This is a genomic window from Prosthecobacter vanneervenii, assembly GCF_014203095.1.
Lineage (GTDB): Bacteria > Verrucomicrobiota > Verrucomicrobiia > Verrucomicrobiales > Verrucomicrobiaceae > Prosthecobacter > Prosthecobacter vanneervenii.
On the sequence record NZ_JACHIG010000001.1, the window covers coordinates 648,763 to 663,581 of the forward strand.

Consider the following 14,819-nt stretch of genomic DNA (forward strand, 5'->3'; position numbering starts at 1 on the left):
GACCTCATGACTCTCCCACCCTCCGTCACCCTCATTGAAGAACCCGCTGGTTATCCTGTCCTGGTCATCGAACACGCTGCGGCCACGGGCCGGATCGCGCTGAATGGAGCGCATGTGACCGACTGGATTCCGGAAGGGCACGACCCGGTGCTGTACATGAGCGCGGATGCCATTCTGGAAACTGGCAAGCCCATCCGCGGCGGCATCCCAGTCTGCTGGCCGTGGTTTGGCCCGCACCCCACAGACAGCACCAAGCCCGCGCACGGCTTTGTGCGCCAGATGGCCTGGGAAGTGGATGTGGCACGTGAATCCGACGCAGGCGTGGACATCGTGCTCAAGCTGCAAGACTCTGCTGAGAGCAAGGCTTTCTGGCCGCATTCCTTTCAGGTGAGAATGCATGTGCACATGGGGGCTACACTGCAGGTCAGCCTGCAGGCGCAAAACACCGGCACCGCCGCCTGGACCATGACAGGTGCCCTGCACACCTACCTGAATGTGGAGGATGTGCGCAAGATCAGCATCCACGGGCTGCATGGCACCCAGTATGTGGAAGGCCGCCTCTCCCCCGACAAGCGCCCGCAAAGCGGCATGATCATCATCGACCAGGAGGTGGACCGCATGTACATCTCTGATGCGACCGTCATCGTACATGACCCGCTGTGGAAGCGTGAGCTGGTCATTGAGAAGGCAGGCAGCCTGGCCACGGTGGTGTGGAATCCGTGGATCGAAAAGTCCAAGCGTCTCGCGGATCTGCCGGATGAAGCCTACCCTGAGTTTCTTTGCATCGAGGCGGCGAATGCCGGTGAGGATGTCGTCACCGTGCAGCCGGGCCATGAGCACCTGCTGACGCAGCGCATCGAGGTGAGAAAGCTGTAAGATTGAGGCATCGGCTGCCGGGGTGGTGGGGGCTGTGCGAAAAATGGTGAATTCCGCTTCTCGGATTAGCTATTTCTTCAAATTTACCGCGTTGCTTGACCCCGACAGCCGCCTCGCCATTTCTAACCGGAATGTCTGACGGCCCGCCATTGATTGACCGAGTCCGTTTGCGTTCCAACCAGTGGCGCAAGCTCCGCTCCATCGTGCTCAATCTGGCCACGACGGACAGCTTTTACGGCAAGAAAATCCGTGAGTGGGAGCTGAAAGTGAGCCGGCTGAACCGGGTGGAGGATTTCATCGCGCAGGTGCCCTTCACCACCAAGGCTGACATCCAGGCGGACCGCCTGGCACACCCACCCTTTGGCACCAATCTGACACGTGCCATCCATCAGTACACACGCTTCTGCCAGACCAGCGGCACCAGCACCGGGGTGCCGATGGCCTGGGTGGACACGCCGGAGAGCTGGGATGCCATGCTCAAGTGCTGGCAGCGCGTCTTTGAAGCCGCAGGGCTGGTCAAAGGGCAGGACCGCATCTTTTTCGCCTTTTCATTTGGTCCCTTTCTAGGCTTCTGGACGGCCTACGAGGCTGCGGCCAAGGACTTTCTTGTGATCCCCACCGGCGGCCTTTCCAGCCAGGCCCGGCTGGAGGCGATGGCACGCTACGGCCCCACGGTGCTGTGCTGCACGCCCACCTACGCCCTAAGACTGGGAGAGCATATTGGAAAACTATCCGGCATCTCCCGCGAAAGCCTTAACATCAAAAAGATCATCGTAGCCGGTGAAACGGGAGGCAGCGTGCCTGAAGTGCGCAACCGGCTGGAGGAGCTCTGGGGTGCACGTGTCTTTGACCATCACGGCATGACGGAAGTAGGCCCCGTGAGCTATGAGACCCAGGATCTGCCACGCCAACTTGTGGTGATGGAGGAATCCTATCTGGCCGAGGTGGTGGATCCGAAAACAGGCGTAGAAGTGCCTGACGGTGAATGTGGCGAGCTCATTCTCTCCACCCTGGACCGCACTGCGTGCCCGCTGCTGCGCTATCGCACTGGCGACTGGGTGAAGAAGAAGCTTCATCGCGGACGCCTTGTGCTGGAAGGCGGCATTCTCAGCCGTGTGGACGACATGATCGTGGTGCGTGGCGTGAACATCTACCCGAGCGCGATCGAGGCCGTGGTGAGGCAGTTCCCTGAAGTGGTCGAGTTCATGGTCGAACAGCGCAAAGTCGATGCGATGGACGAGATTGAGCTGTTGATCGAAGTGGACGGCACCACCGCCAAATCCTTGCAGAAGCGCCTCGAAGCCAAGCTCAAGGACACTTTTTCGCTGCGCATTCCCGTTCGACTTGCCGATTCAAACAGCCTGCCACGCCATGAGTTTAAGGCGCGACGCTGGCGCATGGTGCAGGCGGCCTGATGCCTGCCGTGGAGAAGTCGTTCTGATTTCGTCATTTTCCCCTTGTTCATCTCCAACCGTCCTGACTAGGCTTGCCCCATGCCACTCATCCAGCTGACCAACGTTTCCAAATCCTACACTGATCCTGGCAGCGGAGCGCAGGTGCCGGTGCTGCGCGGGATTAATCTCGCCATCGAAGCCGGTGAGTCCGTGGCCATCGTCGGGCCTTCAGGGTGTGGTAAAAGCACCCTGCTGAACATCCTCGGCACGCTGGACCAGGCAGACACAGGCGAAGTCACATTTGATGGAGAGTCTCTGGCCGGACTGACGGCGCAGAAGCTCGCTGCCCTGCGCAGCCAGAAAATCGGCTTCATCTTTCAGATGCATCACCTCATGCCGCAGTGCTCCGCACTGGAGAATGTGCTGCTGCCAACACTGGCGCTGAAAAAGGCTCCGGGAGACGCACTGCAACGCGCGGAGTCCTTGCTGGAGCAGGTGGGACTAAAGGAGCGCATGAACTGGAAGCCAGCCCAACTCTCCGGCGGAGAGCGCCAGCGTGTGGCTTTTGTGCGTGCGCTGATCAACCAGCCGCAGCTGATACTGGCCGACGAACCAACTGGCGCGCTGGATGAAACCAACGCTGCCGCTTTAACAGACCTGCTGCTAACCCTGCAGAAAAGCAGCGGTGTCACGCTGGTGATGGTGACCCATCACCGGGCGCAGGCGGATCGCATGGGACGTGTGCTCACCATCCACGAAGGCGTGCTGCAATGAAACTCACGGATTATGTCATCCAATCTGCACGCCATTACGGGCGCGGTCATCTGGGCCTGCTGCTAGGCACCTTTCTGGCAGCAACGATTCTCACCGGCTCACTGCTGGTGGGTGATTCTGTGCGAGCGAGCCTGCAGCGTGTGGCTGCACTGCGACTGGGCATGGTGGAGGGCGGCGTGCTGGGCGGAGATCACTGGTTCACCGAAGGTCTGGCCCGCAAATGCCAGGCTGCCCCGGTCATCATCGCCACAGGATCTGCGAGCGCCACAGGCGGCAAGGTGCGTGTGAACGGAGCTCAGGTGATGGGCGTGGATGCCGGATTCTGGAAGCTCAGCACCAGCTCCAAGGCTGTCTCTTTTGAAAAAACCTCAGTGGCCATCAACGAACCGCTGGCACGCAAACTCGGCGCCAAAGTGGGAGACACCATCCTTGTCCGAATGGAGCGCCCCAGCGCGATCTCCCGCGATGCACCTCTTTCCGGCAGCACCAATCAGGACATCTCGCTGCGCCGCACTGTCGCCGCCGTGGTCAGCGCAGAGGACTTTGGTGCCTTCCAGCTCATCGCCTCACAGGTCCCGCCGGACACCGTCTTTGTGAATCTGGCCGATCTGCAGAACCAGCTGGAGATGGACGGCCGGGTGAATGCGATGCTGCATCCGCAGTTCAATGCCCTGCGCGCCCAGCTCGAAAAACATCGTACTCTGGAAGATTTCTCCCTGAGCCTGAAACGGATTGAGGCAGCCAAGAAAGAATGGGAGATCAGCACCAGCCGGGTGTTTCTGGAAAACAACATCGCCTCCAAGCTGATCGACTTCAAAGGGGCCTATGGTGTGCTGACTTATCTGGTCAATGGCATCACCTCCAAACAAGGTGGCACTCCCTACTCGATGGTAACAGCGACAGGCACGGGCAAGGACGATGAGATCACCATCACTCAATGGCTGGCCGATGACCAAAAACTGGCTGTCGGGGATGAGCTGGAGATCAAATATTTCGTGGTCGGCCTGGGGCGTGATCTCAAACAAGAATCGGCCAAGTTCAAAGTGGCGGGCATTCTGCCCATGGATGATCCTCGCGTGACGAAAGCATGGACACCGGAATTTCCAGGTGTGTCTGATGTGGACAACTGCCGAGACTGGGAGCCTGGCATTCCGATGGACATGAAAGCCATCCGAGACAAGGACGAAGAATACTGGGACGAGCACAAAGGCACGCCCAAGGGATTCATCACACTGGCAGCGGGGCAAAAACTCTGGTCCAACCGCTTTGGCAAACTAACCGCCATCCGTCTGCCGAATGAAGGGCAAACCCGTGAGGCCAAAGCCAACATCCTGGCCCTGCGTCTGCAACTGGCAGACATCGGACTGGTGCCGCGTGATTTCAAACACGAGGCTGGAAACGCCGCCCAGGGCAGCGTGGACTTTGGCGGACTTTTCATCGGGCTGAGCATGTTTCTCATCGCAGCGGCGCTGGTGTTTGCCGCGCTGCTGTTCCTCTTCACGCTGGAGCGGCGCGCCTCACAGATCGGCCTGCTTCTGGCCATGGGCTGGACGCGCGGCATGGTGCGGCGCGCCTGGCTGCTGGAGGCGGGGGTCATCGCTGTCGCAGGCGTGCTGCTGGGCGTGTTTGGTGGCATGATCTACACGCAGACGGCGCTGCATGGCCTCTCCGCTGTCTGGAGTGGCGCCACGCAGGGGCTGCCTCTCGTTTTCAGCGCCAGTTTTGGCACGGTCTTTAATGCGGCTCTGGGTACGCTGATCGTTGTATTGCTCACCCTGGCCTGGGCCAGCCGAAAGCTGTTCAAAGTGCAGGCGCGCGATCTTCTGGCGGGGACATGGGCTGATGAACTGCAGCCGGTGCAGGACAAGAAGCCTGCAAAAAAAATGCTACCTCTGATCATCGGCGGGGTGGCGCTGGCGCTTCTGCCGGGCGGGTTTGTGATGAAAAATCCTGAAGCCGTGGCAGGGATGTTCTTTGGCTCCGGCATGCTCATGCTTGTGGCGGGCCTGCTGGTGCTGCGTGGCTGGATGCGGCGTGACAGCGGCTCCCTGGCACGCACTCTGTGGCAGATCGGTGCACGCAACATCTCACGCCGCCCTTCCCGCAGTCTGGCTGTGATCGGCATGATGGCCGGTGGCATCTTTCTGGTAGTGGCGGTGAACGCCTTCCGCATGAGCGCTGGCGATGCTACGGAGCGCCGCTCAGGCACAGGCGGTTTTGCCCTGGTGGGAGAATCCTCCCTGCCCGTGTATGAAGACTTGAACGCGAAGGCCGGCTGGGATGCTTTTGGCCTGGATGAAAAGCTCATGCCGCAGGCCCGGGTGGTGCCTTTCCGTATCCGTGAAGGCGATGACGCCAGCTGCCTGAACCTGAACCGTGCGCAGAAGCCGGTGCTGGTGGCCGCGGATCCAGCCAAGCTGAGCGGCACGTTTGCGTTTGCCTCAGTTAGCTTTGATGATGGCACCTGGGACAAACTCAATGATTCTTACCACGACTCCACCTACATCCCCGCGATTGCAGACCAGGCCACGGCGATGTGGGGACTCGGCAAAGGTGTGGGAGACACCTTGGACTATCAAGACAGCACCGGGAAGACTTTCCAGGTCAAGCTCGTCGGCCTTCTGGCGGGATCGGTGCTCCAAGGCAAGATGATTATCAGTGAGAAGGACTTTCTTTCCAAATATCCCGATGCAGCAGGATACCGCTTCTTTCTGGTCGATGCCAAGCCTGACAAGGCCGCTGAGATTTCCGAGCACCTGACCCGGCAACTGGAACAGCGCGGGCTGGCGCTGGAACCTGCGCGCCAGAGGCTGGAACTGTTTCTCAGTGTGCAGAACACCTACATCGGCATCTTCACCGTGCTGGGCGGCCTGGGCGTGCTGCTGGGAACGGCGGGCATCGGCGTGCTCATCGCCCGCCATGTGCTGGAGCGACGCGGAGAGTTGGGCCTGATGCAGGCGCTGGGATTTCAGGCAGGTGCGCTACGCGGCATGATCCTGGGAGAGCATGGAGTACTGCTGGTGCTGGGTGTCATTCTGGGCGTCTTCACCGCAGCGCTGGCGGTGCTGCCACAGCTGATCGAGCGCGGTGGCGGCCTGCCGGTGGGATTCCTCGGCCAGTTGATCACTGCGGTGCTTGTTTTTGGACTGGTGGTGTGTGTCTTTGCCGTAGGCTCAGCCGTGCGCGGCCGCCTGACGGATGCCATACGCCGGGAGTAATACGCACACCGCCTTGCACTCTGGGCTGCGCACGCTCCTATAGATGCCAGTGAATCCTGCGCTCAACGAACCCGACTCTCCCTTCGATCTGGCCCTGCGTCCGGCGGACTTTTCCGAGTTTCATGGACAGACCAAGGTCAAAGAACAGCTCCTAGTCATGGTGGAGGCTGCAAAGATGCGCGGGGAATCTCTGGATCATGTGCTGCTTTGCGGGCCGCCCGGCCTGGGCAAGACGACACTGGCCAACCTCATTGCCAACGCCGTGGGCACGAAACTGCACACCACCAGCGGCCCGCAGATTGACCGTGCGGGAGACTTGGCCGGCATCCTGACCAACCTTCAGGAACGCGACATCCTTTTCATCGACGAAATCCACCGCCTGCATCCCAGCATCGAGGAGTATCTGTACCCCGCCATTGAGGACTACCGGCTGGACATCATCATCGACCAGGGCCCCAAGGCACGGACGATCCGCATCGACCTGCCGCCTTTCACGCTAGTGGGAGCCACGACACGAGCAGGCATGCTCACCGCGCCCATGCGGTCGCGTTTTGGCATTCCGAACCGGCTGGACTACTACACGCCCGAGGAGATCCAGCACATCCTGATCCGCTCTGCACGGCTGATGAATGTGGGGATCGAACCCGCAGGTGCGCTGGAAATCGCACGGCGCTCACGCGGCACACCGCGCATCGCCAACCACCTGCTGCGCTGGGTGCGCGACTATGCCCAGGTGAAGGCGCAGAACATCGTCACCGAAGAGGTGGCACAGCAGGCGCTGACCATGCGCGACATTGACGAATCAGGGCTCGATGAAATGGACACTCGCATCCTGGAAACCATCATCGGCAAGTTTGACGGCGGTCCTGTCGGCATGGGGAGCGTGGCTGTGGCTGTGGGCGAGGATACGAGCACGCTGGAGGATGTGCACGAGCCCTACCTGGTGATGCAGGGCTACCTCAAACGCACGCCACGTGGACGTGTGGCCATGCCTGCGGCGTACCGAAAGCTGGGGCTGATTCCGCCGAACACGGGGCAGTCGGAGCTGTTTTAGAACTTTGGCTCGTCACAAAGGCCCACTGCGCCCGAGCCACTACTTTACCAGCATATCGTTGGACTGGATGTAGTAACTGAGAAGCAGGCAAGACTCTCCTGAAACGATGAAGGAGAACGTCTCGGTCCCCTTCCCGTGCTCAAACTCGGCTTTCCGGCTCACCGACACGACGGTTTTGAAATTGACGGTGTTCACCCGCCAGCTGCCATCACCATCCTTCACATATTTGCCCAGCTTGCGATGCACAGCCTCCAGGAGCTTCACAAAGTCCTCCTCAGTGGCGGAAGCCTTCAGTTCCTGATGACCCGCCGCATAGAGTTTCTTGAAGTTCCCTTCGTTGAACTGCAGATGAAAGTCCACAATGGCCGCATCCGCCAGACCCTTCCCCTTGACCAGATCGTTGCAGGAGACAAGACAGAAAAGGGTCAAGATCAGCAACAAAAGGCTTCTTAGGTTCATGCAAGTACGATACCGACAGGAATGGGAAGCCTGCAAGTCGTTTGGCTTGGAATGCATGCAAATTTAGATCTCTGCCGCGCCATCCCCAATTCAATCCAGTATTATGCGGGTGGCCGCTCATCCACGGCTTGCTGTTTTGCCGTTCGTCATTCAGCATGCGCTACGCATGTGGCGTGAACTCACCACTCTCTGGCAGAGCATCTGCGATCCTGAATACCTGCACCTGTTGCTGGAGCCTCTGCCGTTGTATGGCCTTGGAATCGGTCTGACGTTTTTGATTGTGGCGTTTGTGTTTCGGGAGGTGCGCAGCCGGATGCTGGCCCTGACGATCATCTGCGTATCCTGCGCCAGTGTCTGGCCCTATCTGGATCTGCGGGACATGGCCACGCCGCGCATCCTGGCCACGCGGTCACCGGATTTTGCCCCATTGATCAAAGAGCAGACGCAGCGACGCAAAGACTGGGCCTGGCCCTACTATGTGATGGCGCTGAGCAGCCTGGCAGCACTGGCGACGATGCGCAGCCCCAGAGGAAAGCTGCTGCTCTTTTTTGTGATCATCTTTGGCGCGTTCCTTTTTTGGTTCAGCATCTGGATGCACAAGAAGGAGTGCGAGGTGTACCACCGCAACATCGTGCGGTTTGTGCCGGTGCGCTGAAGACGATCACTCCTCGACGTAGGAGTCTCCCTTGGTAGGCTCCACGAGCTGGTTTTTGATCAGGTCAAAGTACTGCCCTTTGCCATAGGAGTGGATGTAGAGGCGTTGTTTCCGACGCTGCAGGTTTTCCAGCACCACACCGAGCTGCTTGAAGTCCACGGTGTCCTGAAAGTCGGAGAACCAGTAGAGACCGTCGGCGTTGCGCACCTCATCGCTCAGCAGTGCCAGCCACGTAAAGCCCACCCCCACATTGTGGATGAAATAAGTCTGCGGCCGTTTCGAAAGCTGGAGAAACAGATCCTTGTTGGGGATGGGCTCTTTTTTGTCGATCTTGAAGCTGGCCGTTTCCATGAATGTAGCAGCGCAATCTCTTCTCCAAAATTTTTCAAACTCCGTCGTCGAGGTCTTGAAGACCTTGGTGCCCGCGAGCTGCTTTCCGGGTTTCTCCAGACCGCAGCCAAAATAGAGCACGACCACACTGCCTTTGGCCACCTTGTCCACCTCCTTGACGACTCGCTCCAAGTGCGGAGCCATCGAGTAGGAGACATCCATTACCAAGGCGAGCTTCCTCGCTTTAATGTTCATGCCGAAGAGCGGGCCGAAAACCATGCCGTTTTTGGCACCCAGCCCCACGCCGCTGCCGAAACCGCCGCCTGCGCCGGCCAGACCAAAGCCTCCGCTCATGGCACCGCCCCCCAGAGGCTTGGAGGTCTGGGGGAGATCGAGCACATCGGGCATCTCGTTTTTTGGCAGCACCAAGTTGTTCATACTGCTGGCCACGGCGATTTTCCGGCTGGGCATGGACTGCTTCAGCCAGGGATTTTTCTTCTGCTGAATCTTGTGCTGCAATGCCTGCTGAGCCTGCTGCCCCTGGACCGACCCACCGCCTGGGAGGAAGTCGATCTGCTTGTCGATGACATGATGGAAAACCGTGACTGCGGCGATGATGAGCAGGAGCAGGTGGGCTCCGACACTTATAGCCAGGGAACGCCCTCCCATTTTTTCCCAGCGTTCGCGCCACGGCTCTTTCGGTGGGGCCTCGGCCTCGGCGGCCTCCGCCTTGGCTTTTGCCTCTGCTTTGATGGCCTCGAGATGTGCTGCGGTTTCCTCCGGATGCTCTGCCGGGGGGGGCTCGGCTGCTTTCTCTGACAGAGAAATCTTCTTGGTGGCCTTGTTTGTGGCCTTCTCTGCCTGCACTCCAGGCTTGAGCTCTGACGATACTTCCGATGGCGGTGCCGAGCGTGGATATGCCTCAACGGGCACCTTCGCCGTCTTGAGGCGTGCCTTGGGCGACTCGTTGCTCTTTGATTCGTGGACTGCGGCTTCTTCGGCCTTGGGCGGAGGAGTTGTGACGGAGATTTCAGGTGGAGCGGCCGGGATTTCGAGAGGAGGCGCTGTCTGCACCTCGGAAGCCGCTTCCTGTATCAGCTCCTGAAAGGGCTCTCCAGGCGGGATTTCCTGCGGGTGGGAAGGCTCCGCGAGGGCTTCCGGTGTTTGATCCTGAATTTCATGCCCAGCGTACGCCTCGGGCAGAGGCTGGGGGAGCCTCACCGGGGCGGCTCCAGACTCTGCCATGTGGTCGTCATCATCCACCGTTGGCAGATGTTGGAATTCCTCAGGGTTGGTGAGCATGGCAGCAGTGTAACGGTAAACCCGGTGTACAGCTTGGAGTTTTCAGCCAACTTGAGAAGCCAGGCGGGAAAAAGCGCCCTGGGACTGTCGCTGGACAGATGTCACCTCAGGGCTGGTTGCGCAGTTTGCTGTGCTTGATGCCGTAGAGAAAGTAGATGACGAGGCCTATGCCCATCCACGCGAAAAGACGCACCCAGGTGTCTTGTGGAAGCGAGGCAGCCTGCCCCACGCAGATGATGGCACCTGCAGCCGGCACCCAGGGCACCAGCGGCGTGCGATAGGGGCGCGGCATGTCGGGCTTGTTTTTGCGCAAGACGACCACGCCGATGCACACCACGCTGAAGGCCATGAGTGTGCCGATGGCGACAAGCTCTCCCAGCAGGTTCAGTGGCAGGAAGCCTGCGAGCACTGAGCACACCAGACCCGTGACGATGGTGGTGATGTGCGGCGTGCCGTACTTGGGATGCACCTTGGCAAAGACCGGGGGGAGCAGGCCGTCTTTAGCCATGCTGAAAAACACACGCGGCTGCCCCATGAGCAGCACCAAGATCACCGAACTCAGTCCGGCCAGCACGGCGATTTCTACTGCCATGCGGAGCCATTTAAGGCCGTCGCCAGCCACTTTCTCAAGAGCATAGACCACAGGGGCATCCACATGAAGTTCCTTGTAGTTGACCATGCCGCAGAGCACGATGGAGACCAGCACAAAGAGCACGGCGCAGATGGCCAGGGAGCCGATCATGCCCCAGAACATGTCTTTCTGCGGATTCTTGGTCTCCTGGGCAGCCGTGGATACTGCATCAAAGCCGATGTAGGCAAAAAAGATGGTGGCCGAACCTTTGAGGATGCCACTCCAGCCGAACTGGCCAAATTTGCCGGTGTTTTCAGGGATGAAGGGGGTCAGGTTGTCGGAATTGATGTAGCCCCAGCCCAGACCAATGATCATGAGGATGATCACCACCTTGATGGCGACCATGAGGTTGTTGAAACTGGCGGATTCCTTGATGCCAACCACCAGCAGCCATGAGATGACCCAGATCAGGAAAATGGCGGGCAGATTCACATAGTTGGAGGTGTGGACGATGTGGCCGTCGATGTAGTCGAGAGGCGCCCGGCACCACTTCTCAGGGAGGTCCACATTGAAAAAATCCCGCATGAAAGGGATAAAGTGCTTGGACCAGCCCACGGCCACGGTAGCGGCAGCAAAAAGGTATTCGAGAATAAGATCCCAGCCGATGAGCCAGGCCACGAACTCGCCCAGCGTGGCGTAGGAATAGGTATAGGCACTACCTGCGATGGGGATGGCGGCGGCGTATTCAGCATAGCACAGGCCCGCAAAAAGGCAGCCCACGCCGGAGAGCACATAGGAGAGCGCGACAGCCGGCCCGGCATAATCTGCGGCTGCATGCCCGGTGAGGACGAAGATGCCCGTGCCGATCACCGCCCCGATGCCGAGGGAGACGAGCGCCCACCGTGAAAGGACCCGCTTCAGGCCATGGGAATCGTCATTGGACTCGGCGATGAGCTGAGAGGTGGATTTGGTGATGAACAGGCCTTTTTTCATGTGTGCGGGAGAAGAGGTGAAAAGTATAGGAGGTGCAGAGGTCGTGCCGCAATAACCAAAAGATCAATGAGATAGGTAGAAGAGAAGGTGGAGGACGTCACGCCGTAGCGGCCCAGACGATCATGCCGCAGGCGCACACCGTACCTCCCAGGCCCACCAGAAAGACGATGTCTGCGGCAGACTCCACCCGGTGCATGCGCCGGACGCTGCGGGTGCGCAACGCCCAGTATGAGAGCAGGCAGGCGCAGAGGAAGACCAGAGCATTCAGCGCCAGGAGGTCGTCTACCAGCGTCTGAACCTCCCGAGAACGGGTGAAAGTCTGCACGATGCTGATGACGGTCAGGCACACGCCAACCATCGCAGCCGAGGCGCTGAAGATGTGGATGGCGATGTCCCGCTCCAGAGGGTTGTCGTTTTTCTTGGTGTTGAGACTCATGGCAGGTGGAGCAGAAAAAGCGCAGTGTGAGGTGTCAGCGGGCGGAGTCTTCTCCCTTCCGCCCCATGCCAAAGAAGAAGATGATGGTGGCAGATACGAGTGCGGAACAGCACATGTAATAAAGGGCTCCCACATAGGAGCCGGTCATTTTCTCCACGGTGCCCAGCAGTGTGGAGCCAAAGGCACCGCCGAGATTTCCGAGGGAGTTGATGAGGCCGATGCTGCCAGCCGCCGCAGTCGCGGTGAGGAACATGCTCGGCAAAGCCCAGAAGGCCGGCATGTAGCTCTTGAACCCGGTAAAGGCGGCCATGAAGCACAGCACCGTCATCACCATGCTGCCCTGCGTCTGCGGCAGGAGGCCCATGGCGGCCGAGCCCATGACAATCGGCACCACTGCATGCCAGCGGCGCTCTTTGAAACGGTCCGAGCTCCAGCCCGCCACGAGCTGGCCCACCAACGCCGCTATAGGCGGCAGGGTGATGAGCCACTTCAAAGTATCCGGACCCGGATGATACCAGTCATTGAGAATGCTGGTCATGAAAAGCTCCATGCCAATACTGCCGGTGGTCATGCAAAAATACGCCAGTGCCAACAGGAGCACCTTGGGATGGCTGAGAGCCTCCAGAACCGTCATGCGCCTGCCTTTGCTGGCCTGACCGCTCTCACGCTCCAGCTCAGACTCCAACGCCGCCTTCTCCTCTGCCGTAAGCCAGGCGGCCTGCCCGGGGCGGTCCACCAGCTTGTAAAAGACGATGGCTCCCAGCACCACCGCAGGCAGGGCCCAGAAGACATACACCCATTGCCAGCCTACCAAGCCCAGGAGAACGGGGTGCGCGGCATCTGAACCGATCTGCAGCAACCGGAAGGAGATGAACGGGCTCACGATCTGCGCCAGCGGTGCCGCCACCAAAAAGATAGCCAGCGCCCGTGCACGATCGCGGCTGGGAAACCAGTGAGTCAGGTACACGATCACTCCGGGGAAAAACCCCGCCTCCGCCAGTCCCAAAAGAAAGCGCACGGTGTAAAATTGCCAGGGAGTCGTCACCGCCGCCGTCAGACCTGCCATCATGCCCCAGGTGATCATGATGCGACAAATCCACTTCCGTGCGCTCCAGCGCTCCACCATCAGGGTGCCGGGGATTTCCAGCAGCACATAGCCGATGTAAAAGATGCCTGCGCCAAAGCCGATGACCGCATTGTCAAAGCCCTGCAGATCCTTGGTCATCGTCAGCTTGGCCACCGCCACATTTTGCCGGTCCACGTAAGCGATCATATAGCTGACAAACAGCAGCGGCAGCAGGTGCCAGTAGGCTTTGCTGCGTGCGCGGTCTAGCGCCGCAGTCTGAGAGGAGGTGTCCGGTGAACTGGATGACATGAAGGAAAATGAAGCCAGCGTCTATCCGCCGGGCAGTCTGGGGCTCAAGAGGGAATTAAAGAAGCAAGGCCGCGTTGACGCGGGGACAGGAAGTCTGGAACGCCGCAGCAGCATCGAAATCGGTTGGAACAAAATCAGACGGCAGTGGATTTCAACGCATCTGCGCCAAAGTGTCACGCATGATTTTCAGCGTGACAGCGAATGCCTGCCCTCCCTAATAAAAGCCAACCCTGCTACGCACGCGCCCGTCCATGCTGACCTCCCTTTCCGAACTCCCTCAACGCAAAATTCAGGGGCCAAAACTGGCCGTTTTGACCGCCTATGACTATCCCACCGCCCGCATGCTGGACGAGGCAGGGGTGGATCTCCTGCTGGTGGGAGACTCCCTGGGCATGGTGGTGCTGGGCCTGCCTGACACCACGGGTGTGACGATGGACATGATGGTGCACCACACCACCGCAGTCTGCCGAGGCGTCAGCCGTGCACCTGTCATAGCTGACCTCCCCTATGCCAGCTACGCAACCCCTGAGATCGCCGTGGCCAATGCGCGGCGCCTCATGGAATGCGGTGCCGCGTGCGTAAAACTCGAAGGCGGCGTGAGCATGATCCCCCAGGTGCGCGCGATCATCGCCGCAGGCATTCCCTTCGTGGGCCATATCGGCATGCTGCCCCAGAGTGTGCGAGAAGAAGGCGGCTACAAAAAGAAGGGCAAGACTGCTGAATCCATCGACCACCTCATCGCGGATGCCCTGGCACTGGATGAGGCTGGCGCAGCAGCGATTGTGCTGGAAAGCATCGTCCCTGAGGTGGCTGCAAAGATCACCGGCCTCATCAAGGCCAGCACGATTGGCATTGGTGCCGGCACTGAAACCGACGGGCAGGTGCTGGTCACTCCTGACCTCCTAGGCAGCTTCCCTTGGTTCAGGCCTCCCTTTGCCAAAGCACGTGCTGACGTGGCAGGAGAAACGCTGCGAGCGGTGCGCGAGTACATGGCTGAAGTACAGAGCTGACTGGTGAGAGGTCGGAATTGCTGCTGTCTTCAGCAGGCCTCCAGCTGTTTTCATGCACTGGCAACGTGCTGCCGGGAAAATGAGACTGTGAACTAAACATTGGAGGCGTGACTGCTGTCACGAATGGATTTCCGCATCCTTGCGGATCCATCTTTAACAAGCACACCACTTTTAGTTTTGAAGTGGTGGCAGAGGGGAGATTTGAACTCCCGACCAAAGGCTTATGAGTCCTCTGCTCTACCCCTGAGCTACTCTGCCATTGCGATGGCTCCTGAGGTAGGGTTCGAACCTACGACCTAGTGGTTAACAGCCACCCGCTCTACCGCTGAGCTACTCAGGAATCATTTCTTTTTTCCCTCCCGAAGAAGGGGG

At 59.4% G+C, this 14,819-nt stretch carries 12 protein-coding genes and 2 tRNA genes; 7 read left to right on the forward strand and 7 right to left on the reverse strand.

What is annotated here, in order from left to right; all coding sequences use genetic code 11:
* Positions 1 to 6 precede the first annotated feature (6 nt).
* The 5 genes from HNQ65_RS02380 to ruvB all read left to right on the forward strand — a co-directional run bounded on the left by HNQ65_RS02380 (position 7) and on the right by ruvB (position 7,316).
* A complete protein-coding gene (locus HNQ65_RS02380) occupies positions 7 to 876 on the forward strand; it encodes a D-hexose-6-phosphate mutarotase (protein WP_184337870.1) in 870 nt (289 codons plus the stop codon).
* A 131-nt stretch (positions 877 to 1,007) separates the two neighbouring features.
* Positions 1,008 to 2,291, forward strand: a complete 1,284-nt coding sequence (locus HNQ65_RS02385) for a phenylacetate--CoA ligase family protein (protein WP_184337871.1) — start codon at positions 1,008 to 1,010, stop codon at positions 2,289 to 2,291.
* Positions 2,292 to 2,369: 78 nt separating this feature from the next.
* The gene (locus tag HNQ65_RS02390) at positions 2,370 to 3,044 is read left to right on the forward strand and encodes an ABC transporter ATP-binding protein (protein WP_184337872.1); all 675 of its coding nucleotides are present in this window, start codon (positions 2,370 to 2,372) and stop codon (positions 3,042 to 3,044) included.
* Positions 3,041 to 6,262, forward strand: a complete 3,222-nt coding sequence (locus HNQ65_RS02395) for an FtsX-like permease family protein (protein ID WP_184337873.1) — start codon at positions 3,041 to 3,043, stop codon at positions 6,260 to 6,262. Before HNQ65_RS02390 ends, HNQ65_RS02395 begins: the two co-directional genes overlap by 4 nt.
* Positions 6,263 to 6,305: 43 nt before the next feature.
* Complete coding sequence (ruvB, locus tag HNQ65_RS02400; RefSeq protein ID WP_184337874.1) at positions 6,306 to 7,316, forward strand: Holliday junction branch migration DNA helicase RuvB; 1,011 nt, start codon at positions 6,306 to 6,308, stop codon at positions 7,314 to 7,316.
* A 39-nt stretch (positions 7,317 to 7,355) separates the two neighbouring features.
* On the opposite strand, the gene HNQ65_RS02405 is transcribed toward ruvB, so the two are convergent.
* Complete coding sequence (locus HNQ65_RS02405; protein ID WP_184337875.1) at positions 7,356 to 7,745, reverse strand: hypothetical protein; 390 nt, start codon at positions 7,743 to 7,745, stop codon at positions 7,356 to 7,358.
* A 196-nt stretch (positions 7,746 to 7,941) separates the two neighbouring features.
* Between HNQ65_RS02405 and HNQ65_RS02410 the strand changes: the two genes are divergently transcribed.
* Positions 7,942 to 8,430, forward strand: a complete 489-nt coding sequence (locus HNQ65_RS02410) for a hypothetical protein (RefSeq protein ID WP_184337876.1) — start codon at positions 7,942 to 7,944, stop codon at positions 8,428 to 8,430.
* A gap of 6 nt (positions 8,431 to 8,436) precedes the next feature.
* Here HNQ65_RS02410 and HNQ65_RS02415 read toward each other — a convergent pair whose 3' ends face one another.
* From HNQ65_RS02415 to HNQ65_RS02430, 4 genes are all read right to left on the reverse strand, one after another.
* Positions 8,437 to 10,062 (reverse strand): hypothetical protein, encoded by a 1,626-nt coding sequence (locus HNQ65_RS02415; RefSeq protein WP_184337877.1) that lies wholly within the window; start codon positions 10,060 to 10,062, stop codon positions 8,437 to 8,439.
* Between the two features lie 106 nt (positions 10,063 to 10,168).
* Positions 10,169 to 11,626, reverse strand: a complete 1,458-nt coding sequence (locus HNQ65_RS02420) for an APC family permease (RefSeq protein WP_184337878.1) — start codon at positions 11,624 to 11,626, stop codon at positions 10,169 to 10,171.
* A gap of 97 nt (positions 11,627 to 11,723) precedes the next feature.
* The gene (locus HNQ65_RS02425) at positions 11,724 to 12,062 is read right to left on the reverse strand and encodes a hypothetical protein (RefSeq protein WP_184337879.1); all 339 of its coding nucleotides are present in this window, start codon (positions 12,060 to 12,062) and stop codon (positions 11,724 to 11,726) included.
* Positions 12,063 to 12,096: 34 nt separating this feature from the next.
* The gene (locus HNQ65_RS02430; RefSeq protein ID WP_184337880.1) at positions 12,097 to 13,437 is read right to left on the reverse strand and encodes an MFS transporter; all 1,341 of its coding nucleotides are present in this window, start codon (positions 13,435 to 13,437) and stop codon (positions 12,097 to 12,099) included.
* A gap of 251 nt (positions 13,438 to 13,688) precedes the next feature.
* Here HNQ65_RS02430 and panB point away from each other — a divergent pair, with 251 nt between their 5' ends.
* Positions 13,689 to 14,447 carry a 3-methyl-2-oxobutanoate hydroxymethyltransferase gene (gene panB / locus HNQ65_RS02435; protein WP_184337881.1) on the forward strand — a complete coding sequence of 253 codons (759 nt, stop codon included), beginning with the start codon at positions 13,689 to 13,691 and terminating at the stop codon, positions 14,445 to 14,447.
* 183 nt (positions 14,448 to 14,630) lie between these two features.
* Here the strand turns inward: panB and HNQ65_RS02440 are convergent.
* A tRNA-Met gene (locus HNQ65_RS02440) sits at positions 14,631 to 14,705 on the reverse strand.
* A 7-nt stretch (positions 14,706 to 14,712) separates the two neighbouring features.
* Positions 14,713 to 14,787: transfer RNA gene (locus HNQ65_RS02445), tRNA-Asn, on the reverse strand.
* Between the last annotated feature and the right edge of the window lie 32 nt (positions 14,788 to 14,819).